This window comes from Streptomyces sp. S4.7, from assembly GCF_010384365.1.
Taxonomy (GTDB): domain Bacteria; phylum Actinomycetota; class Actinomycetes; order Streptomycetales; family Streptomycetaceae; genus Streptomyces.
This window is the reverse complement of the sequence record NZ_CP048397.1, coordinates 1,414,747-1,440,632: the sequence shown is the minus strand read 5'-3', so window position 1 is coordinate 1,440,632 and position 25,886 is coordinate 1,414,747. Positions and strand designations below refer to the sequence as shown.

The window sequence follows — 25,886 nt, the reverse complement described above, 5'->3', positions numbered from 1 at the left end:
ACGGCGCCCGCGCGCCCCGATGACCTGATCGCACCCCTGTCCGGACCGGACTCGCCGCCCTACCATGATGATTGTGGAAATCGAAGCGTGGGTGTGGTGGCTGATCGCGGCCGTGGGACTGGGAATTCCGCTCGTCCTGACGGCGATGCCCGAGCTCGGGATGTTCTCCGCGGGCGCGGTGGCCGGTGCCGTCGTAGCGGCGCTCGGTGGTGGAATCGTGGCGCAGGTCCTCGTCTTCGTGGCGGTCTCGGTCGCCCTCATCGCCGTCGTACGGCCACTGGCGGCCAGACAAGGCTCCCGAACTCCCCGTCTGGCCACCGGAATCGACGCCCTGAAGGGGCGTGAGGCCGTGGTCGTGGAACGGGTCGACAGCAGCGGCGGCAGGATCAAACTCGCCGGTGAGATCTGGTCGGCACGCTCCCTCGACGCCGAACAGGTCTTTGAACCGGGGGAGAAGGTCGATGTCGCCGACATCGACGGTGCGACCGCTGTGGTGATGTGAGCGCGCCCGCCACCTCCCCGCGTACGCCGTCCGAACTGAGCCAACCAGGCCGAACACGCCCCACACGCAGGCGTGTTCTGCGAAACTAGATCATCTGACAGTCCGGCAGTCCGGCAGCGAAGGGCAGTAGGGAACGCGATGCCATCAATCATCATCGTCCTGGTCATCCTGGTGGTGCTTGTATTCATCGCCCTGATCAAGACGATCCAGGTCATCCCACAGGCGAGCGCCGCCATCGTGGAGCGCTTCGGGCGCTACACCCGCACGCTCAACGCGGGCCTGAACATCGTGGTCCCGTTCATCGACTCGATCCGCAACCGGATCGACCTCCGTGAACAGGTCGTCCCCTTCCCGCCCCAGCCGGTGATCACCCAGGACAACCTGGTCGTCAACATCGACACCGTGATCTATTACCAGGTCACCGACGCCCGCGCCGCGACGTACGAAGTGGCCAGCTACATCCAGGCGATCGAGCAGCTCACCGTCACCACACTGCGCAACATCATCGGTGGCATGGACCTGGAGCGGACCCTCACCTCGCGCGAGGAGATCAACGCGGCCCTGCGCGGTGTCCTCGACGAGGCCACCGGAAAATGGGGCATCCGCGTCAACCGCGTCGAGCTCAAGGCCATCGAGCCGCCGACCTCCATCCAGGACTCGATGGAGAAGCAGATGCGTGCGGACCGCGACAAGCGCGCCGCGATCCTCACCGCCGAAGGCATCCGCCAGTCCGCGATCCTCACCGCCGAGGGCGAGAAGCAGTCGGCGATCCTGCGCGCCGAGGGTGAGGCCAAGGCAGCGGCCCTGCGCGCCGAGGGCGAGGCCCAGGCCATCCGTACGGTCTTCGAGTCCATCCACGCCGGAGACCCCGACCAGAAGCTCCTGGCCTACCAGTACCTCCAGATGCTCCCCAAGATCGCCGAGGGCGACGCCAACAAGCTCTGGATCGTGCCCAGCGAGATCGGCGACGCGCTGAAGGGGCTCAGCGGCGCGTTCGACAACCTCGGCGCCGGGGTACCGGGATTCAACACCGGCAAGGAGCGGCGCCAGCAGCCGCCGCTCGACTGATCCGCCCGGTCCGGCTGATCCGTGGGACACGGTCCCGTACGCGACGCACCACCCGGTCGTACGGGACACGGCCCGCCGTACGGGACACGGCCCGGCGTCGGGCATGATCGGTGCAGCAACCACCGATCACCGAGGGGCGTGCCGCGTGACCATCTGGGAGATGCTCGCCGTCTTTGTCGCGGGCACCTGCGCCGGAACCATCAACGCCATGGTCGGGTCGGGGACCCTGATCACGTTCCCCGTACTGCTCGCGACCGGCATGCCCCCCGTCACGGCCACCGTCTCCAACGCGCTCGGCCTGATACCGGGTGCCGTCAGCGGAGCCATCGGCTACCGCGCGGAACTCACCGGACAGCGCCGCCGCGTCATCCGCCTGGGCGCCGCCGCCGTCTGCGGCGGCCTCTGCGGAGCGATCCTGCTCGTCTCCCTGCCCTCGACGGCCTTCGAGACGATCGTGCCGATCCTCGTCAGCCTCGCCCTCGTCCTGGTGATCCTCCAGCCCCGGCTCGCCAAGACCGTCCAGCGCCGCCGCGAGCGCAGGAACGTCATCACGAAGACCGACGGCGGGCCGCTGCTCATCGGCGGCGTGCTGACCGCCAGCATCTACGGGGGCTACTTCACGGCGGCCCAGGGGATCATCTACATGTCCCTGATGGGCATGCTGATCGACGAGGAGATGCAGCGGCTCAACGCCGTCAAGAACGTCCTCGCCGCCATCGTCAACACCATTGCGGCGCTGTTCTTCCTCTTCGTGGCGCACTTCGACTGGACGGCGGTCGTACTCATCGCGGTGGGCTCGGCGATCGGCGGCCAGATCGGCGCGAAGGTCGGCAGACGGCTGTCGCCCACGGTGCTGCGCGGACTGATCGTGGTCGTCGGCACGGTGGCCGTCGTCCAACTGGTCACGCGCTGACCCGTCCGCGGCGGCCGGACGGGCCGCCAGTACGACCCGTCCGACGAAGACTCGCCCCTAAGGGCTCTCCCGTAATCCCTGGCGGGTGGGCGACGACAGCTACGGCACCTCGCCGTGTTGTCGGAGACGGCCGAGTACGCCCAGTAGGAGCCCGCCCTCCGCCTTGCGACGCACCGCGCCGGCCGCCGCCGGCCCCGCCCTGTGGGCGCACGGCGCCAATTGTCAGACCCGGCCTAGGCGGCCGTGCCCACCCCCGCCAGCCACTGCGGCAGCGTCGAGCGCTCACCGGCCCGCAGCGCCAGCAGCATCGCGTCGGCCGGCGACGGCACGAACGGCTCGTACAGCAGCGGCATTCCCGCCTGCTCCGGGGTCCGGTCGGCCTTGCGGTGATTGTCCTCGGCGCAGGAGGCGACCGTATTGAGCCAGCTGTCCGCACCACCACGCGACCGCGGCACCACGTGGTCCACGGTCGTCCCGCGCCGACCGCAGTACGCGCACCGGTGCTGGTCGCGTATCAGCACCCCACGCCTCGACCACGGAGCCTGTCTTCGGAAGGGCACCCGTACATACCGGCAGAGCCTGATCACCCGGGGCACCGGAAGATCCACGGCTGCCGCGCGCACCCGCAGACCGGGGTGGGACTGCTCGACGACGGCCTTGTCCTGGAGGACCAGCACCACCGCACGGTTGAGTGTCACCGTCGACAGCGGCTCGAAGCTCGCATTCAGTACCAGCGTGTCCCGCATCCCGCCCACCTCCCGTGTGCCGCCCCGCCGGACGGCGGGCTGGGATCAACTCTGGCCGGGCGCGCCAGGATGGACAACGCAATATCCGCCGATCCGAGTTCCGGGGGACGACCCCAACCCCCGCAACAAAAAAAATGCCCTGCTCTGATCTCTCCAAGACCAGGGCAGGGCAAACAACAGCTGAACGCTCAGCCGGCCGCCGGAGCGGTGAACTCACCGATCAGATGCGCACGCGCCAGCGTGTGGTAGCGCAGATTGAAGCCGACCACGGCCGGCGAGGCATCCGAATCCGGTCCCAGCGTGGCGCTGTCCACCGCGTACACCGTGAACACATAGCGGTGCGCGGGATCGCCCTCCGGGGGAGCGGCACCCCCGAAGTCCTTCGACCCGTAGTCGTTACGGGCGTGCACCGCGCCCTTGGGCAGCCCCTCGAACGAGCCGGAGGCCGCGCCCGCGGGCAACTCGGTGACCGACGCCGGGATGTCGAACAGCGACCAGTGCCAGAAACCGCTCCCGGTCGGCGCGTCGGGGTCGAAACACGTCACGGCAAAGCTCTTCGTCTCCGCGGGGAACCCCTCCCACCGCAGATGCGGCGACGTGTTCCCCGCCGCGAAGACCTGGGCGTCCTTCAGGACCGCGCCGGGCGCGATGTCGTCGCTCACCACGGTGAAGGACGGCACGGGCGGCAGGAAGTCATGAGGGAGCGGAGCCCTCTTCGCCTCGGTCACTACTGAACCTCCGGATTCGGCTTCACGCCGCCGGGCCACGAACCGCGACCCGACGGCCTTTCCGAAGCCGAGACTAGAGCGGGACAGACGTCAGGCCCAGTTACGACGTCCGCCGACATCGGCGATCCACTGGTTGAGGTAGGCGGCCCAGTCCGTTCCCTGGAAGTCGTGGAGACCCACCTTGAACGCGCGGAACGAGTCGCTGCCCTCACTGAACAGACCCGGCTTCTTGTCCATCTCCAGGATGACGTCCATCTCACGGTCGTCCGCGACGAACGTCAGCTCGACCTGGTTCAGCCCGCGGTACCGCTGCGGCGGAACGAACTCGATCTCCTGGTAGAACGGCAGCCGCTGACGCGTCCCGCGGATGTGCCCGCGCTCCATGTCCGCGCTCTTGAAGCGGAAGTCCAGACTGATGAAGGCGTCCAGGATGGCCTGCTGAGCCGGCAGCGGGTGCACGTTGATCGGGTCCAGGTCGCCGGAGTCCAGCGCCCGGGCGATCTCCAGCTCCGTCGTCACACCGATGTTCATGCCGTGCAGCTGCTGCCCGGCGATGCTCGTCACCGGGGTCTCCCACGGGATCTCCAGCCCGAACGGCACGACATGCACCGCACCGGCCTGAACCTCGAAGGCACCGCCCAGACGCTGCTTGACGAACTCCAGGTCCTGCTTGACCTCCTGGTCACCGCCCTCCACCTCCACGCGCGCCTGGAGACCGACGGAGAGCCCCTCGATCTGCTGGGCGACCGACCCGCCCTGGATGCGCACCTCGCCCTGGACGACCCCGCCCGGCACGACGTTCTGCTCGGTCAGCTCGGTCTCGACGGACGCCCCGCCGGCGCCCATGCTCGCGAGCAGCCTCTTGAAGCCCATAGTCACTCCTCCTGGATCCTGACCTCTGTACGCGTCTACATACGCGCCACGACCGCGGGCGGTTCCCCCGCTACGCTCGGACGACATGATCGAGCGCCCCGACCGTACGCCGCTGCCCCGCGCCTTCTTCAACCGCCCCGTGCTGGAAGTCGCCCCCGACCTCCTGGGCCGAACCCTCCTGCGCCGCACGGCGGAAGGAACCATCGAGCTGCGCCTCACGGAGGTGGAGGCGTACGCGGGCGACATCGACCCCGGCTCCCACGCCTACCGCGGCCGGACCGCCCGCAACGACGTGATGTTCGGCCCGCCCGGTCACGCGTACGTCTACTTCACGTACGGCATGTGGCACTGCCTCAACCTGGTGTGCGGTCCCGTGGGCCGGGCGAGCGGTGTGCTGCTGCGCGCGGGCGAGGTCCGGGAGGGGGTGGACCAGGTGCGGGAACGGCGCGTCTCGGCCCGCCACGACAAGGAACTGGCCAAAGGCCCGGCCCGGTTGGCCACCGGCCTGGACGTCGACCGCGGCCTGAACGGCACGGACGTCTGCGCCGGGGACGGCTCGCCCCTGTCCGTGCTCACGGGCACACCGCCGCCGAGTGACCAGGTACGCAACGGCCCGCGCACCGGCGTGGGCGGCGAAGGCGCCCCGCACCCCTGGCGGTTCTGGATCGACGGGGACCCGACGGTGAGCCCGTACCGCGCACACACTCCCCGACGCCGGGCAACTTGACGTGCCGGGTCGGGACCCCTAATGTAGTCCGAGCCGCTTTCAACGGGTCTTGCTCTTCAGCAGCTCGCAGCGGCCACCCACTACCTACGATTTCCCCCTGACGGGTTCTCTTTCGGCATGCCGAAATTCGAACTCGTCGGCTCGATTATGAGTCCCCCGGAGAATCGGTTAACGTAGTGAACACGCCGAAAGGGAAACGCGAAAGCGGATATCTGAAAGCAACTCCCGCCGACCGGGAATCGGACACCGAAAGGTTCTGATAGAGTCGGGAACGCAAGACAGCAAGACCGAAGGGAAAGCCCGGAGGGGCCCGGAGACGGGACCGAAGGAAGCGTCCGTTCCTTGAGAACTCAACAGCGTGCCAAAAGTCAACGCCAGATATGTTGATACCCCGACCTCGTCCGCATTCTGTGGATTGGGTTGAGGTTCCTTTGATAGAAACACAGCGAGGACGCTGTGAACGACCGGTCTTATTCCGACCGGTTGTTCCGCTCTCGTGGTGTCCACCTGACCTTCGGGTCGGGAATACATTCACGGAGAGTTTGATCCTGGCTCAGGACGAACGCTGGCGGCGTGCTTAACACATGCAAGTCGAACGATGAAGCCTTCGGGTGGATTAGTGGCGAACGGGTGAGTAACACGTGGGCAATCTGCCCTGCACTCTGGGACAAGCCCTGGAAACGGGGTCTAATACCGGATAATACTGTGCCCCTCATGGGGGACGGTTGAAAGCTCCGGCGGTGCAGGATGAGCCCGCGGCCTATCAGCTTGTTGGTGGGGTAATGGCCTACCAAGGCGACGACGGGTAGCCGGCCTGAGAGGGCGACCGGCCACACTGGGACTGAGACACGGCCCAGACTCCTACGGGAGGCAGCAGTGGGGAATATTGCACAATGGGCGAAAGCCTGATGCAGCGACGCCGCGTGAGGGATGACGGCCTTCGGGTTGTAAACCTCTTTCAGCAGGGAAGAAGCGAAAGTGACGGTACCTGCAGAAGAAGCGCCGGCTAACTACGTGCCAGCAGCCGCGGTAATACGTAGGGCGCAAGCGTTGTCCGGAATTATTGGGCGTAAAGAGCTCGTAGGCGGTTTGTCACGTCGGGTGTGAAAGCCCGGGGCTTAACCCCGGGTCTGCATTCGATACGGGCAGACTAGAGTGTGGTAGGGGAGATCGGAATTCCTGGTGTAGCGGTGAAATGCGCAGATATCAGGAGGAACACCGGTGGCGAAGGCGGATCTCTGGGCCATTACTGACGCTGAGGAGCGAAAGCGTGGGGAGCGAACAGGATTAGATACCCTGGTAGTCCACGCCGTAAACGTTGGGAACTAGGTGTTGGCGACATTCCACGTCGTCGGTGCCGCAGCTAACGCATTAAGTTCCCCGCCTGGGGAGTACGGCCGCAAGGCTAAAACTCAAAGGAATTGACGGGGGCCCGCACAAGCAGCGGAGCATGTGGCTTAATTCGACGCAACGCGAAGAACCTTACCAAGGCTTGACATACACCGGAAAGCATCAGAGATGGTGCCCCCCTTGTGGTCGGTGTACAGGTGGTGCATGGCTGTCGTCAGCTCGTGTCGTGAGATGTTGGGTTAAGTCCCGCAACGAGCGCAACCCTTGTTCTGTGTTGCCAGCATGCCCTTCGGGGTGATGGGGACTCACAGGAGACCGCCGGGGTCAACTCGGAGGAAGGTGGGGACGACGTCAAGTCATCATGCCCCTTATGTCTTGGGCTGCACACGTGCTACAATGGCCGGTACAATGAGCTGCGATACCGCAAGGTGGAGCGAATCTCAAAAAGCCGGTCTCAGTTCGGATTGGGGTCTGCAACTCGACCCCATGAAGTCGGAGTTGCTAGTAATCGCAGATCAGCATTGCTGCGGTGAATACGTTCCCGGGCCTTGTACACACCGCCCGTCACGTCACGAAAGTCGGTAACACCCGAAGCCGGTGGCCCAACCCCTTGTGGGAGGGAGCTGTCGAAGGTGGGACTGGCGATTGGGACGAAGTCGTAACAAGGTAGCCGTACCGGAAGGTGCGGCTGGATCACCTCCTTTCTAAGGAGCACTTCTCGCCAGAGCCTTTCGGGGGTCTGGTCAGGGGCCAGTACGCCGGCGAATGTCCGGTGCTGGTTGCTCATGGGTGGAACGTTGACTATTCGGCACTCTTGGTCTTCATGGCCTGTCAGTACTGTTCCTTCGGGAGCGTGGAAAGCAGTCCGGGTGGATCGGGGGTGCCGGGCGCGCTGTTGGGTGTCTGAGGGTACGGGCTGCGTGAGCTGCCTGTGTCTTCGGGATGCCGGCCCCGGTGAACTCACTGTGTATGCGGTGGGGTGGCGGGTGGTTGGTCGTTGTTTGAGAACTGCACAGTGGACGCGAGCATCTGTGGCCAAGTTTTTAAGGGCGCACGGTGGATGCCTTGGCACCAGGAACCGATGAAGGACGTGGGAGGCCGCGATAGGCCCCGGGGAGCTGTCAACCGAGCTTTGATCCGGGGGTGTCCGAATGGGGAAACCCGGCAGTCGTCATGGGCTGTCACCCGCTGCTGAACACATAGGCAGTGTGGAGGGAACGAGGGGAAGTGAAACATCTCAGTACCCTCAGGAAGAGAAAACAACCGTGATTCCGGGAGTAGTGGCGAGCGAAACCGGATGAGGCCAAACCGTATGTGTGTGATACCCGGCAGGGGTTGCGCATGCGGGGTTGTGGGATCTCTTTTTCACAGTCTGCCGGCTGTGAGGCGAGTCAGAAACCGTTGATGTAGGCGAAGGACATGCGAAAGGTCCGGCGTAGAGGGTAAGACCCCCGTAGCTGAAACATTAACGGCTCGTTTGAGAGACACCCAAGTAGCACGGGGCCCGAGAAATCCCGTGTGAATCTGGCGGGACCACCCGCTAAGCCTAAATATTCCCTGGTGACCGATAGCGGATAGTACCGTGAGGGAATGGTGAAAAGTACCGCGGGAGCGGAGTGAAATAGTACCTGAAACCGTGTGCCTACAAGCCGTGGGAGCGTCGCTGGCAGTACTTGTGCTGTCAGTCGTGACTGCGTGCCTTTTGAAGAATGAGCCTGCGAGTTTGCGGTGTGTTGCGAGGTTAACCCGTGTGGGGAAGCCGTAGCGAAAGCGAGTCCGAACAGGGCGGTATAGTAGCGCGCTCAAGACCCGAAGCGGAGTGATCTAGCCATGGGCAGGTTGAAGCGGCTGTAAGAGGTCGTGGAGGACCGAACCCACCAGGGTTGAAAACCTGGGGGATGACCTGTGGTTAGGGGTGAAAGGCCAATCAAACTCCGTGATAGCTGGTTCTCCCCGAAATGCATTTAGGTGCAGCGTCGTGTGTTTCTTGCCGGAGGTAGAGCACTGGATAGGCGATGGGCCCTACCGGGTTACTGACCTTAGCCAAACTCCGAATGCCGGTAAGTGAGAGCGCGGCAGTGAGACTGTGGGGGATAAGCTCCATGGTCGAGAGGGAAACAGCCCAGAGCATCGACTAAGGCCCCTAAGCGTACGCTAAGTGGGAAAGGATGTGGAGTCGCAGAGACAACCAGGAGGTTGGCTTAGAAGCAGCCACCCTTGAAAGAGTGCGTAATAGCTCACTGGTCAAGTGATTCCGCGCCGACAATGTAGCGGGGCTCAAGCGTACCGCCGAAGTCGTGTCATTCGTACACATAGCCCCAACGGGCGTGCGGATGGGTAGGGGAGCGTCGTGTGCCGGGTGAAGCCTCCGCGGAAGCGAGGGGTGGACGGTTCACGAGTGAGAATGCAGGCATGAGTAGCGATACACACGTGGGAAACGTGTGCGCCGATTGACTAAGGGTTCCTGGGTCAAGCTGATCTGCCCAGGGTAAGTCGGGACCTAAGGCGAGGCCGACAGGCGTAGTCGATGGACAACCGGTTGATATTCCGGTACCCGCTTTGAAACGCCCAGTACTGAACCAGGCGATGCTAAGACCGTGAAGCCGTCCTGGAGCCTTCGGGCAAAGGGAAGTGGTGGAGCCGTCGGACCAGACTTGCAGTAGGTAAGCGATGGGGTGACGCAGGAAGGTAGTCCAGCCCGGGCGGTGGTTGTCCCGGGGTAAGGGTGTAGGACGCACGGTAGGCAAATCCGTCGTGCATATAGTCTGAGACCTGATGCCGAGCCGATTGTGGTGAAGTGGATGATCCTATGCTGTCGAGAAAAGCCTCTAGCGAGTTTCATGGCGGCCCGTACCCTAAACCGACTCAGGTGGTCAGGTAGAGAATACCGAGGCGTTCGGGTGAACTATGGTTAAGGAACTCGGCAAAATGCCCCCGTAACTTCGGGAGAAGGGGGGCCATTTCTGGTGATGAGTCTTGCACTCTGAGCTGGGGGTGGCCGCAGAGACCAGCGAGAAGCGACTGTTTACTAAAAACACAGGTCCGTGCGAAGCCGTAAGGCGATGTATACGGACTGACGCCTGCCCGGTGCTGGAACGTTAAGGGGACCGGTTAGTCACATTTCGGTGTGGCGAAGCTGAGAACTTAAGCGCCAGTAAACGGCGGTGGTAACTATAACCATCCTAAGGTAGCGAAATTCCTTGTCGGGTAAGTTCCGACCTGCACGAATGGCGTAACGACTTCTCGACTGTCTCAACCATAGGCCCGGTGAAATTGCACTACGAGTAAAGATGCTCGTTTCGCGCAGCAGGACGGAAAGACCCCGGGACCTTTACTACAGTTTGATATTGGTGTTCGGTTCGGCTTGTGTAGGATAGGTGGGAGACTTTGAAGCTTGGACGCCAGTTCAGGTGGAGTCGTCGTTGAAATACCACTCTGGTCGTGCTGGATGTCTAACCTGGGTCCGTGATCCGGATCAGGGACAGTGTCTGATGGGTAGTTTAACTGGGGCGGTTGCCTCCTAAAGAGTAACGGAGGCGCCCAAAGGTTCCCTCAGCCTGGTTGGTAATCAGGTGTTGAGTGTAAGTGCACAAGGGAGCTTGACTGTGAGACCGACGGGTCGAGCAGGGACGAAAGTCGGGACTAGTGATCCGGCGGTGGCTTGTGGAAGCGCCGTCGCTCAACGGATAAAAGGTACCCCGGGGATAACAGGCTGATCTTCCCCAAGAGTCCATATCGACGGGATGGTTTGGCACCTCGATGTCGGCTCGTCGCATCCTGGGGCTGGAGTCGGTCCCAAGGGTTGGGCTGTTCGCCCATTAAAGCGGTACGCGAGCTGGGTTTAGAACGTCGTGAGACAGTTCGGTCCCTATCCGCTGCGCGCGCAGGAGTCTTGAGAAGGGCTGTCCCTAGTACGAGAGGACCGGGACGGACGAACCTCTGGTGTGCCAGTTGTCCTGCCAAGGGCATGGCTGGTTGGCTACGTTCGGGAGGGATAACCGCTGAAAGCATCTAAGCGGGAAGCCTGCTTCGAGATGAGGACTCCCACCCACTTGATGGGGTAAGGCTCCCAGTAGACGACTGGGTTGATAGGCCGGATATGGAAGCACTGTGAGGTGTGGAGTTGACCGGTACTAATAGGCCGAGGGCTTGTCCTCAGTTGCTCGCGTCCACTGTGTTAGTTCTGAGACAACGAACGACCGTGTTCACATCCGGTTCTGTGTACTCAATTGAATAGAGTGCCTGTTCGCTTAGTGCCGAAGTCCCCCTCGTGCGGGACACGGCCGATAGTGTTTCGGTGGTCATTGCGTTAGGGAAACGCCCGGTTACATTCCGAACCCGGAAGCTAAGCCTTTCAGCGCCGATGGTACTGCAGGGGGGACCCTGTGGGAGAGTAGGACGCCGCCGAACAATCTTTCAAGGACCCCTGGTCCAGCGTTCACGCTGGACCAGGGGTCCTTTTGTTTTTCTCTGCTTTTTGTACGATGCGCGTCCGATCGCCGGCTGCGTGAGAATGACTGTGGTACCCGAAGACAGGAGCCGTGCCGATGTCCCCCAACTCTCCCGACGACCGTCCGGAGCGCGAATCACGTCGTAGGGACGGTGGTGGTGACCGGAGCGGTTCCCGTGGCGGTCGTGACGACCGTGGTGGTGACCGTCCCGCCGGTAACTCCGGTAACTCCGGCAGGGGCGGTGGCGTCGGTGACTACGTAGCCCGTAACGACAACCGCGGTGGCGGTCGGCCTGCCGGCGGTGGCCGACCCGCGAGCGGCGGTCGCCCCACCGGTGGCGGCAGGCCGACCAGCAGCGGCGGCGGTGGTTTCCGTGGGCGTGATGAGCGTCCCAGCGGCCCCCGTCGTGACGACCGGCCGAGTGGTCCGCGTCGGGATCGGGACGACGACCGTGGTGGCCGGCCCTCAAGTGGCGGGCGTCCCACGGGTGGTGGGCGTCCGAGCAGCAGCAGCGGTGGTGGTGGTTTCCGTGGGCGTGATGAGCGTCCCAGCGGCCCCCGTCGTGACGACCGGCCGAGCGGCGGCCCGCGCCGCAGCGACGACCGTGGCGGTCGGCCGACCGGCGGTGGCCGTCCTGTGAGCGGTGGGCGCCCGAGCACCGGAGGCGGACCCCGCCGTGATGACCGCCGTGATGACCGCCGTGACGAGCGTCCGTCCTTCCGTCGTGACGACCGGCCGAGTGGTCCGCGTCGGGATCGGGACGACGACCGTGGTGGCCGGCCCTCAAATGGCGGGCGTCCCACGGGTGGTGGGCGTCCGAGCAGCAGCAGCGGTGGTGGTGGTTTCCGTGGGCGTGATGAGCGTCCCAGCGGCCCCCGTCGTGACGACCGGCCGAGCGGCGGCCCGCGCCGCAGCGACGACCGTGGCGGTCGGCCGACCGGCGGTGGCCGTCCCTCCTCCGGCGGCGGTTACGGCCGGCGTGACGACCGTGAGCGCGGCGGGTTCCGTGGGCGCGACGACCGTGACGATCGTGGTGGGTTCGGACGTCGTGACGACCGGGACCGCGACCGTGAGCCCACCAGGCGGCTGCCGATCCCGGAGGACGTCACCGGTGAGGAGATCGACAAGGCCGTCAGGCAGGAGCTGATGAGCCTGCCCAAGACGCTTGCCGACGACGTCGCCAAGAACCTCGTCATGGTCGCCAACCTCATCGACGAGGACCCCGACCAGGCTTACGCCTACTCACGCGTGGCGCTGCGGCTCGCCTCCAGGGTCGCCGCCGTGCGGGAGGCGGCCGGTTTCGCCGCGTACGCGACGCAGAAGTACGGCGAGGCGCTCGCCGAGTTCAGGGCCGCGCGGCGCATGACGGGCAACGTCGACCTGTGGCCCGTGATGGCCGACTGCGAGCGTGGACTGGGGCGTCCCGAGCGGGCCATGACCATGGCCGGTGAGCCCGAGGTGCTGAAGCTCGACAAGGCGGGCCAGGTCGAGATGCGGCTGGTCGCCGCTGGTGCGCGCCGGGACATGGGGCAGATCGACGCCGCCATCGTGACCTTGCAGGGGCCGGAGCTGGGCTCCAACTCCGTACAGCCGTGGACGGTGCGTCTGCGTTACGCGTACGCCGACGCGCTGCTGTCGGCCGGTCGTGAGGACGAGGCGCGCGAGTGGTTCGCCAAGGCCCTTGAGGCCGACAAGGACGGTGCCACGGACGCGTCGGACCGTCTCGCGGCCCTGGACGGCGTGCAGTTCGTGGATGTGGACGAGGACGTCGACGTCGCGGACGAGGAGCTGGAGCACGGGCCGGAGTCGGACTCTGATTCTGATTCGGGGAACGACAGGTCCTGATCCGGCGACCGCGACACGAGAGAGGGCGGCATCCCCACCGGGGGTGCCGCCCTCTTCCCGTTTCTCAGCCGTCCGCGAGGCTCCGCAGCACCAGGCCCGTGGCCGGCTTCGGGCCGAACGACGTCGATTTGCGTGGCATCGTGACCGCCTGGCGTGCCAGCTCCCGTACGACCTCCTCGCGTACCGGGTGCAGCAGGACCGCCGTACTGCCGTGGCGTTCCGCCTGTTCGACCGCGGCTTCCGTGTCGTGGATATACGAGATGTGCTCGGGCGTGTCCGGGATCTTCCAGATGTGGTCGAGCAGTGTGGAGTGGAGCACGGTCGCGTCGAGGGCGCGCCACTCCGCCGGGCGGTCGGTCGGCACGGTACGGGCGAGGAGCGCCGCGTCGGGGCGGTCGATCAGGTGGAAGCGGCCGTCGCCGGCCAGCAGGAACGCGTTGTTGGCAGGGAAACCGGCACCGGCACCGGCACCGCAACCAGCACCCTCACCGGCCTCGGTGCCGGCATTCGCGGCATCGGACAGTGCCTCGACCGCCTCCGGCAGCGTGCCTTCGACGGTGCGGACCCGGAAGGAGCCCGGCACCGCCTCCAGCGCGGCCAGCGCGTCAGCCACCGGCATCCTGTGCAGCAGCCGGTGGATCGCGCGGACCTGGAGCGGGTGGCGCGCGGTGTCGACCAGCAGGACCAGGCCGTAGGCCCACGGTCCGGCGGCGGACGCCGGGTGCTCCTCGCGCAGCCGCAGATAGGTCGCCCACCGGTGGTGGCCGTCGGCGATGAGGGCCTGGCGGTCGGCGAGGTCGCTCTCGATCTCGGCCAGTTCGGCGGGGTCGGTCACCGACCAGAGCCGGTGGCAGAAGCCGTCCTCCGTCGTGGTCGACAGCAACGGCTCGCGCAGGGCGGTGCGTTCGACGACGGCGGTCGTGCCGGTCCTGGCGGCAGTCGTGTCCGCCGGGCTGTCCGCCGAGCCGTCCTGACCCCGGTACGTGAGGAGCAGCGGTTCCAGATTGGTGGCCGTCGCCCGCATCAGGGCCGCGCGGTCCTCGACGATGTCGGGCATCACGTCCTCGTGCGGCAGGACGACACCCTCGGCGGGTGTGGACAGGGCCAGGGCTCCGATGACACCGCGCTGGAGCAGGTCGCCGCGGCGCTGCTCGTAGACGTACAGCGCCGGTTCGGGGTCCGGCGCCAGGACGCCCTCCGCGAGCCAGCGCCGGAGCGTACTCGCCGCCTGGCGGTGCCGGTCGGCGGGCGTCGCGGCCTGGGGCAGGATCAGCCGGACGATGTTGTGCGGGTCGGCCGACTCCAGGTGGTGCAGTCCGTCGGGCCGTACGACCACGTCGTAGGGCGGCGAGGTCACGGCGGCGAGGCTGCCGACCCGCTCGGGGACGTAGCGCAGTCCGCGGAACGGGATCAGGCGGAGGCCCTTCGGAGCCGGCCCTGTGGTGTTCATCTCCGCATCGTATGCGGGCCGGGCCATGAGCGATGATCGGGGGAGGAGAGCCCGGTCGACGGGCGGACGAGGGAGCGGAAGACTGATGAGTCAGCGGAGCAGAACCAGGCCCGACGGCAGTGCGACGGCGCTCGACAAGGCGTACGACACGGCTCTGCTGGATCTCGACGGAGTGGTGTACGCGGGCGGCGAGGCCATCGAGTACGCAGTCGACTCGCTGGTCACGGCCCGGGACGGCGGGATGCGTCTCGCGTACGTCACCAACAACGCGCTGCGGACGCCGGACGCCGTCGCCGCCCATCTGACGGAGCTGGGTGTGCCCGCGGAGCCCGCAGAGGTGATCACGTCGGCGCAGGCGGTGGCGCGGCTGATCGCGGAGCACGTCCCGGCGGGTGCGCGGGTGCTGGTGATCGGCGGCGAGGGGCTGCGGGTCGCCCTGCGGGAGCGGGGACTTGAGCCGGTGGAGTCGGCCGACGACGACCCGGCGGCGGTGGCGCAGGGCTACGGAGGGCCGGACCTGCCGTGGGGGCGGTTCGCCGAGGCCGGGTACGCGATCGCGCGTGGTGTGCCGTGGTTCGCGTCCAACACCGATCTGACCATTCCGAGCGCCCGTGGGATCGCGCCCGGCAACGGGGCGGCCGTCGAGGTCGTACGGATCGCCACCGGCGCCGATCCGCGGGTCGCCGGCAAGCCGCTGCCGCCGATGCACCGGGAGACGGTGCTGCGTACGGGGGCGAAGCGCCCCATCGTCGTGGGGGACCGGCTGGACACCGACATCGAGGGCGCTTTCAACGGCGGCGTGGACTCGCTGCTGGTGCTGACCGGGGTCACTGACGGGGCGCAGCTGCTGGCGGCCGAGCCGAGGCACCGGCCGACGTATGTGGACGCGGATCTGCGGGGGTTGCTCACCGGTCAGCCCGAGGTCGACACCAGGGACGGCGCGTTCGGGTGCGGGGGCTGGACCGCTTCCGTACGGGACGGAGCCCTGGAGCTCGGCGGGGACGGCGGGGCGCTGGACGGACTGCGGGCGCTGTGCGCCGCGGCGTGGACGTACGCGGGGGACGGGGCGTGCGCCCTGGACGCGGGCAAGGTGCTGGCGAAGCTGGGGCTTTGACGCGTCGGGGCTTCGGCACGCCGGGCGCCGGACGGGCTCACCGCGTCCGTGCGGCGCCCGACGGCACGGCAGACCGTGCCAGGACTTGACCCGCGTGCATCCGCCGACGGGCCGTCAGGCCGTGTCCGGAGAGTCCCGCCCGGCTCGCGAAGTCTGGTACGGCGCCTCTCCCCCCCGTAGTTCCCGAGGGGGGCACGGGAGGTGCCCCCTGCGTTGTCGGAGCCGGCCGCGTACAGCCGGTTCATCCACCACGCCGGTCCACCGCCCTGCGATGCACCGCACCGGCCGCCGCGAGCCCCGCCCCGCGGGCGGACGGAGCTGCATTCCGGACACGCCCCTACGCGTCCTCGCCCGTGCGCAGCAGGTCGTCCTCGGAGGTCCCGCGCCGCCAGTAGCCCGTGAACTTCACCGCCCGGCGGTCGATGCGGCGTTCGCCGACGAGGTGTCTGCGGACCGCCCTGACGGTCGCGGACTCGCCCGCGATCCAGGCGTACGGCGTGCCGTCCGGAAGGTCGTCGGCCGCGCGGATCGCGTCCTGCGTGGCGGGCGCCGACTCGTCCCGTACGAGCCAGGTGACGCGTGCGTCGGCCTTGGTGGGGAGTTCGCACCGGTCGGCCGTGTGGTGGAGAGCGATCCAGACACGGGCGGGGACGCCGGGCGGCAGGGACTCCAGGATGCCGGCGACCGCCGGGAGCGCGGATTCGTCGCCGGTCAGCAGGATCCAGTCGGTGCCGTCCGGCGGTCGGAAGTCGTACCCCGTGTTCTCGTCGTGGATCGGGGCGAGTATCCCGATCCGGTCGCCGGGGGCGGCCTTCAGCGCCCACCTGGTCGCCGGGCCCTCGCCGGATCCCGGCAGAAGTTCGTGCACGGCGAAGTCGATGTCCAACTCCTGCTGGTCGCGGCGCAGTTCGCGCACCGTGTAGGTGCGCATGACGCCGCGTACGTCCGGGTCCAGGGCGCGCCAGGCGGCCCACCAGTGCCCGTCGTCCGGGCCCGGCAGGACGGGGGCGTCCTGTCCCGGCCTCGGCAGGAAGAGCTTCACGCGCTGGTCCCGCCCGGCCGACCCGAAGCGTGCGACGTCGTCGCCGCCGAGGGTGACGCGGACGAACGAGGGGGTGGGGCGCGTCGTACGCAGCACGCGCAGGGTGAAGAACTGGAACGGGTCGTCCGACATCAGACCAGCTTCCTCGACTTGGTGATGGCCGCCGCGAGCTGTTCGAGCACGGGCGCGTAACCGGCGTAGCTGTAGCGCTCTTCCATCGACCACGGCGTGATCTGGTCGGCCTTGACGGCGGGCAGCCGGCTCCAGGTGGGCCGCTCGGCGAGTTCGGCGGCGGGCAGAGCGGTCGAGCGGTTGTCGACCATGATGAGATCGGCGTGGTACTTGTCGGCGTTCTCCCAGCTGAGGAATTCCCAGAAGCCGAACTCGTCGGACTTCTTCCCCTCGACGAACTCGACTCCGAGGTCCTTGAAGTAGTTGAGGTCGCAGTACGAGTCGGGAACGCCGACGTACATCTGCTCGGCGTCGCCGGTCATCGCGAGGACCTTCGGGCCGCCGTCCGCCTTCTTCGCCTCGGCCGCCGCGCGCAGCGTCTTCTCGGCCCTGTCGAAGCGGGCCTTCGCGTCGACGGTCTTCCGCGCGGTCGGGTCCGCACCGAGGGACCTGGCCAACCCGGTGTAACGCGTGAGGGGTTGACGCGGGCTCACCCGGCCGCCGGTGATGCCGACGCTCGGTGCGAGGGCCTCGATCTTCCGCACACTCTCGGCCGGCACGTACCAGAGGTCCGGCGGCGGGAACATGTTGCTGATCAGCAGGTCGGGCTGGAGTGCCGCGTACTTCTCGATGTTGAACTCGCCCCACGCCTGGCCGAGGCTGGTGAGCTTCGTCAGGTCGAGGTCGCCCGCCTGCGGGTCGGGCTTTCCGTCGATCGGTTCGCTCGGGCCGAAGACGCCCGTGCACTCGATGCCGTAGTCGTGCAGCGCGGCGGCCGTGCCGATGAACGCGACTGTCCGCCGCGGCGGTTCGTCGGTTCTGGCCGTCTTGCCGCGGTCGTCCTCGAAGCTCCAGGGGCCGCCCTTGCCGGCGTCCCCGGTGGAGTCCGCCGAACCGCCCTGCGCCCTGTCGTCGTCGGCGCCGCAGGCGGTGAGCAGCGCGCCGAGCCCCAGAGCGCCGGCGGCCGACAGCAGTCGGCGCCGGGTGAGGGGGCGGCGGGCCGGAACCGGAAGGGGGCTGTTCATTACGGTGTTTCCCTCAGGGCTTCCCTCTTGAGGATCAAGCATGAGGGTAGGCTAACCTAACCGAGTGTTGGTCGACAGTCCCCCCGAATCCGAACAGAGCGCGGAGCCGATACCGCCCACCGTGACCCGGAAGCGCCGTACGCTGCGCGCCGCCGGGCTGCTGGTGTCCCTCGGCGTCCTGCTGCTTGTCTGCGCCGCCGGTATCGCCGTCGGCGCGAAGTCGATACCGCTCGGCGACGTATGGCACGGCCTGTTCCACAACTCCGGCACCGGCAACGACGTGATCGTCGTCGACGTCCGGCTGCCCCGGACGGTGCTCGGGCTGCTCGTCGGCGCCGCGCTCGGGCTGGCCGGGGCGGTGATGCAGGCGCTGACCCGCAACCCCCTCGCCGAACCGGGGCTGTTGGGCGTCAACGCCGGTGCCGCCGCCGCGGTGGTCTCGGCCATCAGCTTCTTCGGCGTCACGTCCGTCAGCGGCTACGTGTGGTTCGCCTTCGCCGGCGCGGCGATCGTCTCCGTACTCGTGTACGCGCTCGGCGGCAGCCGCAGCGCGACACCCGTACGGCTCGCCCTCGCCGGCACCGCGGCCACGGCGGCGCTCTTCGGCTACGTCAACGCCGTGCAGCTGCTTGACTCGGCGGCCCTCGACCGGCTGCGCTTCTGGACCGTGGGATCCCTCGCCTCGGCCGACATGTCGACAGTCGGCAAGGTGTGGCCGTTCATCGCCGTCGGCATCGTCCTCGCGCTGCTGATCGCCAGGCCGCTGAACGCGCTGGAGATGGGCGACGACACCGCCAGATCGCTCGGCGCCGATCTGACCCGGACCCGCGTCCTCGCCATGCTCTGCGTCACACTGCTGTGCGGCGGGGCGACCGCGGCCTGCGGGCCGATCGTCTTCGTCGGGCTGATGGTGCCGCATCTCGTACGGGCCATCACCGGACCGGACATGCGGTGGATCCTCCCGTACGCGGCCGTGCTCTCGCCCGTCCTGCTGCTGGGCGCCGACGTGATCGGACGCGTCGTCGCGCGGCCGGCGGAGGTGCAGGTCGGCATCGTCACCGCGATCATCGGCGGGCCCGTCTTCATCCAGCTCGTACGTCGCAAGAGGATGGCCCAGCTGTGAAGGAAGACCGCACCGGCACGCGCGCCGGCGCCACCGCTGTCGGAAGGACCGGCCGGGCGCGGCCGGCACGCGCGATCCGTACGCCCGGCGGCCTCTCCGTCAGGATGGACGCCAGGTCCGCCCTCGTCGTCCTGCTGCTCCTCCTCGGCGTCTGCGCGATGTCCGTCGTCCTCATCGGCCGGGGGGACTTCCCGATGGCGCCCGGCGACGTCGTGGCGACCCTGCTCGGAAACGGCACGACGGCGCAGGAGTTCATCGTTCAGGAGCTACGGCTGCCGAGGGTCCTCGTGGGCCTGCTCGTCGGCGCGGCGCTCGGTGTCGGCGGCGCGGTCTTCCAGTCCATCTCCCGCAATCCGCTCGGCAGTCCGGATGTCATCGGCTTCGGCCAGGGCGCGACCGTCGGCGCGCTGAGCGCGATCGTCGTCTTCCAGGGCGGCTCGGCGGCCGTCGCCGGCGGCGCCGTCGTCGGCGGTCTGCTGACGGGCACGGGGATCTACCTGCTGGCCTGGAAGCGCGGCGTGCACGGCTACCGGCTGGTCCTCATCGGGATCGGCGTCGCCGCCATGCTCACGGCGGTCAACCACTACCTGATCACCAAGGCCAGCCTCATCGACGCCACGCGCGCCGTGCTGTGGATGACCGGATCGCTCGACGGCCGGGACTGGGCGCAGGTCTGGCCACTGCTCGCCGTCTGCGCCGTACTGATCCCGTCGGCGCTCGTGTACGGGCGGCCGTTGCGCATGCTGGAGATGGGCGACGACGCGGCGTACGCGCTCGGTGTACGGGTCGAACGCACCCGGCTCGTGCTGATGGGCGCCGCCGTGCTGCTGGTATCCGTGGCCACCGCCGCCGCCGGGCCGATCACCTTCGTCGCACTCAGCGCGCCCCAGCTGGCACGTCGGCTCACCCGCTCGCCCGGACCCAACCTCGGCCCGGCCGCGGCGATGGGGGCACTGCTCCTGCTGATCGCCGACTGGACCGCGACTTCGGCGTTCGGTGACCGTCAACTGCCCGCCGGTGTGGTCACCGGAGTGCTCGGCGGCTGCTATCTGCTCTGGCTGCTGGTCACCGAACGCAAGGCGGGCCGCATATGAGCCCCGACGTCCCCCTCCGGGACACCGCCGCGGCCGCCCCGGCCCCGGCCCCCGCCCCGGCCACCGACTCGCCCCTCCGCACCCCCAGGAGCACGACCATGCAGCGCCTCACGGCGGAATCCGTGACCCTCGGCTACGACCAGCGGGTCATCGCCCGCGATCTCTCCGTCGAGATACCCGACCACTCGTTCACCGTGATAGTCGGCCCCAACGCCTGCGGGAAATCGACCCTGTTGCGCGCGCTGTCACGGATGCTCAAGCCCTCCTCGGGGAGTGTCCTGCTCGACGGCGCCGCGATCCACTCCATGCCCGCCAAGAAGGTCGCCCGGACGCTGGGGCTGCTGCCGCAGTCCTCCATCGCGCCCGACGGCATCACGGTCGCCGACCTCGTCGCACGCGGCCGCTACCCGCACCAGGCGCTGCTGCGCCAGTGGTCCAGGGAGGACGAGCGGATTGTCGAGGAGTCGATGGCGGCGACCGGCATCGGCGAGCTCGCCGATCGCTATGTCGACGAATTGTCGGGCGGCCAGCGCCAGCGGGTCTGGATCGCCATGGCGCTCGCCCAGCAGACACCACTGCTGCTCCTGGACGAGCCCACCACGTTCCTCGACATCCAGTACCAGATCGATGTCCTCGACCTCTGCGCCGATCTGCACGAGACCCAGGACCGTACGCTCGTCGCCGTCCTGCACGACCTCAACCACGCCGCGCGCTACGCCACGCATCTCATCGCGATGCGCGAGGGCGAGATCTACGCCGAGGGGCCGCCGGCCGAGGTCGTCACGGCGGAGCTGGTCGAGCGCGTCTTCGGCCTGCGCTGCCAGGTCATCGACGACCCGGAGACCGGCACCCCGCTGGTCGTCCCGGCGGGGCGCAGGGCGCGGCACACGGTGCCCGTGGGACTGCCCGAGTGAGCCGTACGCGCGCCTGCCGAGCCGCGGGCGCGCCGGACGGGCTGTGCGGGGGAGGCCGGTTCAGAGCAGTGAGCGCAGCCGCAGCAGATCGCGGAAGCCCGCTTCGAGCTTGACCCGCCCCGAGCCCCACGCCTTGGCGAAGTGCAGCTCGCCGTCGACCATGGACACCAGATCGTCGCCCGTCATGGCCAGTCTGATCTGCGCCTTCTCACGCGGGGGTCCCTCGTGGGTGTCCAGCACCTCGATCCGGCCGTCGTCGAAGCGGCCGGTGAAGGTCGTGTCGAGGTCCGTGATGTGGCAGCTCAGCGAGCGGTCGAAACCGGCCGCCGCGCGGATCCCGTTCTCCGCCCGCGCCATGTTGTCCGAGAGCTTGTCGAGTGCGCTGCGGCACTCCTCCTTCGTCGCCATCGTGATCGACGGTACCCCAGGGCTTCGGGGTAGCGTCGTGGCATGAGCGACGAGACGGCGGGCCCGGCCGACCAGGAGCACGCCTCCCCTCCCCCCGAGCCCCCATCCCCGGCCCACGACCCCGCCGCCCCCGCGCCCCTCGGCATCGAGCGCGTCCCCACCGGCGACGCCGGGGTGGACGAGAAACTGGCCAGACTGGGCGACGCGGACCACCTTCCGGCGGACGGTCACCTCGACGTGTACGAGGATGTGCACCGGGGCCTGCGCGACGCGCTCACCGCGCTCGACGTACGCCCCGGACCCGGCCAGGCCGCCCCCCGGCCCGGGCCGTCGCCGTCGTACGACCACAGGAGCTGAACCGAACGTGGCAGGAGTGGCACGCCGCCGCCTCGACGCCGAGCTGGTACGCCGCAACCTCGCACGCTCACGCGAGCACGCGACCCAACTGATCGCCGCGGGACGGGTCACCGTCGGCGGCGCCACCGCGACCAAGCCGGCCACCCAGGTCGAGACCAGCGCCGCGGTCGTCGTCGCGGAGGACGGCGGCGACCCCGACTACGTCTCGCGCGGCGGCCACAAACTCGCGGGCGCCCTTGCCGCCTTCGCACCCCTGGGCCTGCGGGTGGAAGGGCGCAGGGCGCTGGACGCGGGCGCGTCGACCGGCGGCTTCACCGACGTACTGCTGCGGTCCGGTGCCCGGCAGGTCGTCGCCGTCGACGTCGGTTACGGACAACTCGCCTGGTCTCTGCAGAGCGATGAACGCGTCACCGTCAAGGACCGTACGAACGTACGTGAGTTGACGCTGGAGATCATCGAGGGGGAGCCGGTGGACCTGATCGTGGGTGACCTGTCCTTCATTCCCCTCGGGCTGGTGCTGCCCGCGCTGGTGCGGTGCGCGGCGCCCGACGCGGACCTGGTGCTCATGGTCAAGCCGCAGTTCGAGGTGGGCAGGGAACGCCTCGGCAGCGGCGGGGTCGTGCGCAGCCCGGAGCTGCGGGCCGACGCCGTACGGGCGGTGGCGCGCAAGGCGGCGGAACTCGGTCTCGGGACACGCGGCGTGACCGCGAGCCCGCTGCCCGGACCCGCCGGGAACGTCGAGTACTTCCTGTGGCTCACCGCCGGGGCGCCCGATGTCGACCCGGCCGATGTCGACCGTGCTGTGGCGGAGGGACCCCGTTGACGACGAACACAGAACAGACCCCGGAGGCCGGAGCCGAGCACCGCACCGTCTTCCTGCTGGCCCACACCGGCAGACCCGCCGCGATCCGCAGCGCCGAACTGGTGGTGCAGGGGCTGCTGCGCAACGGCCTCGGCGTACGGGTGCTGGCCGCCGAGGCCGCCGATCTGCCGCTCCCGGCGGCCGTCGAGACCATCCCGGAGGCCGCGTCCGGCGCGCTGAACGGGTGCGAGCTGCTGATCGTGCTCGGCGGCGACGGCACGCTGCTGCGCGGCGCCGCGTTCGCCCGCGCCTCGGGCGTGCCGATGCTCGGCGTCAACCTGGGCCGGGTGGGCTTCCTGGCGGAGGCGGAGCGCGACGATCTGGACAAGGTCGTCGACCGGGTGGTGACCCGCGCGTACGAGGTCGAGGAACGGATGACCATCGACGTCCTCGTGCACAGCAACGGCGCGGTCGTGCACCGGGACTGGGCGCTCAACGAGGCGGCCGTGCAGAAGGTGTCGCCCGAGCGGATGCTGGAGGTCGTCCTGGAGATCGACGGGCGGCCGGTGACCGGCTTCGGCTGCGACGGCATCGTGTGTGCCACCCCGACCGGTTCCACGGCGTACGCCTTCTCCGCCGGCGGCCCCGTGGTGTGGCCGGAGGTGGAGGCGCTGCTGATGGTGCCGATCAGCGCGCACGCGCTGTTCGCGAAGCCGCTGGTGACGTCGCCGAAGTCGGTGCTCGCGGTGGAGGTGCAGCCGCACACCCCGCACGGCGTGCTCTGGTGCGACGGCCGCAGGACGGTCGAGCTGCCGGCGGGCGCGCGGGTGGAGGTCCGGCGCGGCGCGGTGCCCGTACGGCTGGCACGCCTGCACCAGGCGTCCTTCACGGACCGGCTGGTGGCCAAGTTCGCCCTCCCGGTCGCGGGGTGGCGGGGGGCGCCGCACTAGGTCCTGCCTTCGAACTGGCGTCGTCCGCCCGCGGGGCTCGCGGCGTCCGGTGCGTGCGGTCGCAAGACGGAGGATCGCATCCGTACCGGGCGTACTCGGGCGGGTCCGACAACGCGGCGGGCGTGCGTGCCGGGCGTCGTGAGCCGGACGCCAGTGTGAAGACACCCCCCAGGCCGTGTCCGGAAGGTCCCGCCCGGCCCGCGGGCCGGGCGGGACCTTCCGGACACGGCCTGGGGGGTGTCTCGCGGATCCCGCTTGGCCGGTATCGCCGGAGGGGCTCGATACACCCCGCGGGGGCCCCGGAGCGAATCGGAGGGAGGGGGCCGTCGCACATCGGGTCCCGGACCTCGTAAGGTCGTGTCCGTGTTGGAGGAGATGCGGATACGGTCGCTCGGGGTCATCGACGACGCGGTGGTCGAGCTGTCACCGGGCTTCACCGCGGTGACCGGCGAGACAGGCGCGGGCAAGACCATGGTTGTCACCAGCCTGGGGCTGCTGCTCGGCGGTCGCGCCGACGCCGCCCTGGTGCGGATCGGTGCCAAGGCGGCGGTGGTGGAGGGGCGGCTCACCATGTCCGCCGACGCCCCGGCGGCCCTGCGCGCCGAGGAGGCGGGGGCCGAGCTCGACGACGGCGCGCTGCTGGTGAGCAGGACCGTCTCGGCCGAGGGGCGCTCGCGCGCCCATATCGGCGGGCGTTCCGTGCCGGTGGGGGTGCTGGCCGAGCTGGCGGACGACCTCGTCGCCGTACACGGCCAGACCGACCAGCAGGGTCTGCTGCGGCCGGCCCGGCAGCGGCAGGCGCTCGACCGGTACGCGGGGGACGCGGTCGCCGCGCCGCTCGCCAAGTACTCGGACGCCTACCGCCGGCTGAGGGCCGTCGCCGCCGAACTGGCGGAGCTGACCACCCGCGCCCGCGAACGCGCGCAGGAGGCCGACCTGCTGCGCTTCGGCCTCAACGAGATCGCCGCCGTCGAACCCCTTCCGGGGGAGGACACCGAACTGGCCGCCGAGGCCGAACGGCTCGGCCACGCCGAGGCGTTGGCGTCCGCAGCGTCCGTCGCGCACGCGGCGCTGGTCGGCCAGCCCGAGGACCCCGCGGAGGGCGGCGACGCGACGACGCTCGTCGGCGGCGCCGGACGGGCCCTGGAGGCCGTACGGTCCCACGACCCCGCCCTGGCCGCGCTCGCCGACCGGATGGGCGAGATCGCGATCCTGCTGGCGGACGTGGCCGGTGAGCTCGCCGGATACGCGGACAATCTGGACTCCGACCCGCTGCGCCTCGCGGCGGTCGAGGAGCGACGGGCATCGCTGACCGGGCTGACGCGCAAGTACGGCGAGGACATCGCCGGTGTGCTGGCCTGGGCCCAGGAGAACGCGGCGCGGCTGACCGAACTCGAAGGCGACGACGACCGTATCGGCGAGCTGACGGCCGAGCACGCCACTGTGTTGAGTGAACTGTCCGGTCTGGCACAGGCGTTGACCGACGCCCGTACGAAGGCGGCGGCGCGCTTCGCGGAAGCCGTCACCGCCGAACTAGCCTCCCTCGCGATGCCGCACGCGCGCGTCTCGTTCGCCGTGAGCCAGACCGAGGACCCGGACGGCGTCGAGTTGGACGGCCGTCCGGTGGCGTACGGCCCGTCCGGCGCGGACGACGTCGAACTGCTGCTGGCCCCGCACCCCGGCGCACAGCCGAGGCCGATCGCCAAGGGCGCGTCCGGCGGTGAACTCTCGCGCGTGATGCTCGCGGTCGAGGTGGTCTTCGCCGGGTCCGATCCGGTGCCGACCTATCTCTTCGACGAGGTGGACGCGGGCGTCGGCGGCAAGGCGGCGGTCGAGGTCGGCCGGCGGCTCGCGAAGCTCGCCAAATCCGCGCAGGTGGTGGTCGTGACGCATCTGCCGCAGGTCGCGGCCTTCGCCGACCGGCAACTGCTCGTGGAGAAGACACACGACGGCTCGGTGACCCGGTCCGGGGTCACCGTCCTCGAAGGCGAGGACCGGGTGCGGGAGTTGTCCCGGATGCTGGCGGGCCAGGAGGACTCGGAGACGGCCCGCGCCCACGCGGAGGAACTGCTGGCGACGGCCCGCGCGGACGCGTAGGCGGCGGCCGGACGGGCCGTAAGGCCCGTCCGGCCGGTCGGCCGGTTCCGGCCAACGGGCCACCGGGCGGGCGCCGTTGGCCCGGTCGGTCATCGCACAAGAGACCCTCTCGCGGCGGTACCGTAGATGGCGCGCG

General features: G+C 68.6%; 21 protein-coding genes and 3 rRNA genes. 17 read left to right on the top strand and 7 right to left on the bottom strand.

Features of this window, described 5'->3' with window-relative positions; translation table 11 throughout:
* Positions 1-73 precede the first annotated feature (73 nt).
* The 3 genes from SSPS47_RS06345 to SSPS47_RS06335 all read left to right on the top strand — a co-directional run bounded on the left by SSPS47_RS06345 (position 74) and on the right by SSPS47_RS06335 (position 2,483).
* Positions 74-502, top strand: coding sequence for an NfeD family protein (locus SSPS47_RS06345; RefSeq protein ID WP_164249384.1), 429 nt, complete (start codon positions 74-76; stop codon positions 500-502).
* A gap of 138 nt (positions 503-640) precedes the next feature.
* Complete coding sequence (locus SSPS47_RS06340) at positions 641-1,570, top strand: SPFH domain-containing protein (protein ID WP_078078021.1); 930 nt, start codon at positions 641-643, stop codon at positions 1,568-1,570.
* 145 nt (positions 1,571-1,715) lie between these two features.
* Positions 1,716-2,483, top strand: coding sequence for a sulfite exporter TauE/SafE family protein (locus SSPS47_RS06335; protein WP_164249382.1), 768 nt, complete (start codon positions 1,716-1,718; stop codon positions 2,481-2,483).
* Positions 2,484-2,716: 233 nt separating this feature from the next.
* On the opposite strand, the gene SSPS47_RS06330 is transcribed toward SSPS47_RS06335, so the two are convergent.
* The 3 genes from SSPS47_RS06330 to SSPS47_RS06320 form a co-directional block, all read right to left on the bottom strand.
* Positions 2,717-3,229: an HNH endonuclease gene (locus tag SSPS47_RS06330; protein WP_078078023.1), complete on the bottom strand. Its 513-nt coding sequence runs from the start codon at positions 3,227-3,229 to the stop codon at positions 2,717-2,719.
* 188 nt (positions 3,230-3,417) lie between these two features.
* Positions 3,418-3,957 (bottom strand): YbhB/YbcL family Raf kinase inhibitor-like protein, encoded by a 540-nt coding sequence (locus SSPS47_RS06325; protein ID WP_164249380.1) that lies wholly within the window; start codon positions 3,955-3,957, stop codon positions 3,418-3,420.
* A 90-nt stretch (positions 3,958-4,047) separates the two neighbouring features.
* Positions 4,048-4,830, bottom strand: a complete 783-nt coding sequence (locus SSPS47_RS06320; protein WP_147871984.1) for a sporulation protein — start codon at positions 4,828-4,830, stop codon at positions 4,048-4,050.
* An 85-nt stretch (positions 4,831-4,915) separates the two neighbouring features.
* Here SSPS47_RS06320 and SSPS47_RS06315 point away from each other — a divergent pair, with 85 nt between their 5' ends.
* The 6 genes from SSPS47_RS06315 (at position 4,916) to SSPS47_RS34745 (ending at position 13,203) form a co-directional block, all read left to right on the top strand.
* The gene (locus tag SSPS47_RS06315) at positions 4,916-5,557 is read left to right on the top strand and encodes a DNA-3-methyladenine glycosylase (RefSeq protein WP_164249378.1); all 642 of its coding nucleotides are present in this window, start codon (positions 4,916-4,918) and stop codon (positions 5,555-5,557) included.
* A 530-nt stretch (positions 5,558-6,087) separates the two neighbouring features.
* A 16S ribosomal RNA gene (locus tag SSPS47_RS06310) occupies positions 6,088-7,611 on the top strand.
* A gap of 329 nt (positions 7,612-7,940) precedes the next feature.
* Positions 7,941-11,064: ribosomal RNA gene (locus tag SSPS47_RS06305) — 23S ribosomal RNA — on the top strand.
* A gap of 136 nt (positions 11,065-11,200) precedes the next feature.
* Positions 11,201-11,317 (top strand): 5S ribosomal RNA (gene rrf / locus SSPS47_RS06300).
* The 16S, 23S and 5S rRNA genes sit together here, the layout of an rRNA operon.
* A 423-nt stretch (positions 11,318-11,740) precedes the next feature.
* Complete coding sequence (locus tag SSPS47_RS35940) at positions 11,741-11,998, top strand: hypothetical protein (RefSeq protein WP_203557794.1); 258 nt, start codon at positions 11,741-11,743, stop codon at positions 11,996-11,998.
* Between the two features lie 446 nt (positions 11,999-12,444).
* Positions 12,445-13,203, top strand: coding sequence for a tetratricopeptide repeat protein (locus SSPS47_RS34745; RefSeq protein WP_203558038.1), 759 nt, complete (start codon positions 12,445-12,447; stop codon positions 13,201-13,203).
* Positions 13,204-13,267: 64 nt separating this feature from the next.
* Here the strand turns inward: SSPS47_RS34745 and SSPS47_RS06290 are convergent, their stop codons facing one another.
* Positions 13,268-14,653 (bottom strand): DUF1015 domain-containing protein, encoded by a 1,386-nt coding sequence (locus SSPS47_RS06290; protein WP_164249375.1) that lies wholly within the window; start codon positions 14,651-14,653, stop codon positions 13,268-13,270.
* An 85-nt stretch (positions 14,654-14,738) separates the two neighbouring features.
* Here SSPS47_RS06290 and SSPS47_RS06285 point away from each other — a divergent pair, with 85 nt between their 5' ends.
* Entirely contained in the window at positions 14,739-15,767 is a 1,029-nt protein-coding gene (locus SSPS47_RS06285; protein ID WP_164249373.1) for an HAD hydrolase-like protein, read from the top strand.
* A gap of 337 nt (positions 15,768-16,104) precedes the next feature.
* Here SSPS47_RS06285 and SSPS47_RS06280 read toward each other — a convergent pair whose 3' ends face one another.
* Complete coding sequence (locus SSPS47_RS06280; RefSeq protein ID WP_164249371.1) at positions 16,105-16,941, bottom strand: siderophore-interacting protein; 837 nt, start codon at positions 16,939-16,941, stop codon at positions 16,105-16,107.
* Positions 16,941-18,005, bottom strand: a complete 1,065-nt coding sequence (locus SSPS47_RS06275; RefSeq protein ID WP_164249369.1) for an ABC transporter substrate-binding protein — start codon at positions 18,003-18,005, stop codon at positions 16,941-16,943. Before SSPS47_RS06275 ends, SSPS47_RS06280 begins: the two co-directional genes overlap by 1 nt.
* Positions 18,006-18,114: 109 nt before the next feature.
* Here SSPS47_RS06275 and SSPS47_RS06270 point away from each other — a divergent pair, with 109 nt between their 5' ends.
* From SSPS47_RS06270 to SSPS47_RS06260, 3 genes are all read left to right on the top strand, one after another.
* The gene (locus SSPS47_RS06270; protein ID WP_329039229.1) at positions 18,115-19,128 is read left to right on the top strand and encodes an iron chelate uptake ABC transporter family permease subunit; all 1,014 of its coding nucleotides are present in this window, start codon (positions 18,115-18,117) and stop codon (positions 19,126-19,128) included.
* Positions 19,129-19,232: 104 nt separating this feature from the next.
* Positions 19,233-20,222: an iron chelate uptake ABC transporter family permease subunit gene (locus SSPS47_RS06265; RefSeq protein WP_164254413.1), complete on the top strand. Its 990-nt coding sequence runs from the start codon at positions 19,233-19,235 to the stop codon at positions 20,220-20,222.
* Positions 20,223-20,320: 98 nt separating this feature from the next.
* Positions 20,321-21,136, top strand: coding sequence for an ABC transporter ATP-binding protein (locus tag SSPS47_RS06260; protein ID WP_164254412.1), 816 nt, complete (start codon positions 20,321-20,323; stop codon positions 21,134-21,136).
* Positions 21,137-21,196: 60 nt separating this feature from the next.
* Here SSPS47_RS06260 and SSPS47_RS06255 read toward each other — a convergent pair whose 3' ends face one another.
* Positions 21,197-21,544, bottom strand: a complete 348-nt coding sequence (locus SSPS47_RS06255; RefSeq protein WP_147877504.1) for an SCP2 sterol-binding domain-containing protein — start codon at positions 21,542-21,544, stop codon at positions 21,197-21,199.
* Positions 21,545-21,586: 42 nt separating this feature from the next.
* On the opposite strand from SSPS47_RS06255, the gene SSPS47_RS06250 reads away from it, so the two are divergent.
* The 4 genes from SSPS47_RS06250 to recN all read left to right on the top strand — a co-directional run bounded on the left by SSPS47_RS06250 (position 21,587) and on the right by recN (position 25,750).
* The gene (locus tag SSPS47_RS06250; protein WP_164249365.1) at positions 21,587-21,901 is read left to right on the top strand and encodes a hypothetical protein; all 315 of its coding nucleotides are present in this window, start codon (positions 21,587-21,589) and stop codon (positions 21,899-21,901) included.
* Between the two features lie 7 nt (positions 21,902-21,908).
* A complete protein-coding gene (locus SSPS47_RS06245) occupies positions 21,909-22,724 on the top strand; it encodes a TlyA family RNA methyltransferase (RefSeq protein WP_147877502.1) in 816 nt (271 codons plus the stop codon).
* Positions 22,721-23,653: an NAD kinase gene (locus SSPS47_RS06240; RefSeq protein WP_147877501.1), complete on the top strand. Its 933-nt coding sequence runs from the start codon at positions 22,721-22,723 to the stop codon at positions 23,651-23,653. The genes SSPS47_RS06245 and SSPS47_RS06240 overlap by 4 nt, the downstream gene beginning before the upstream one ends.
* A gap of 375 nt (positions 23,654-24,028) precedes the next feature.
* Positions 24,029-25,750: a DNA repair protein RecN gene (recN, locus tag SSPS47_RS06235; RefSeq protein ID WP_164254411.1), complete on the top strand. Its 1,722-nt coding sequence runs from the start codon at positions 24,029-24,031 to the stop codon at positions 25,748-25,750.
* Positions 25,751-25,886: the final 136 nt, after the last annotated feature.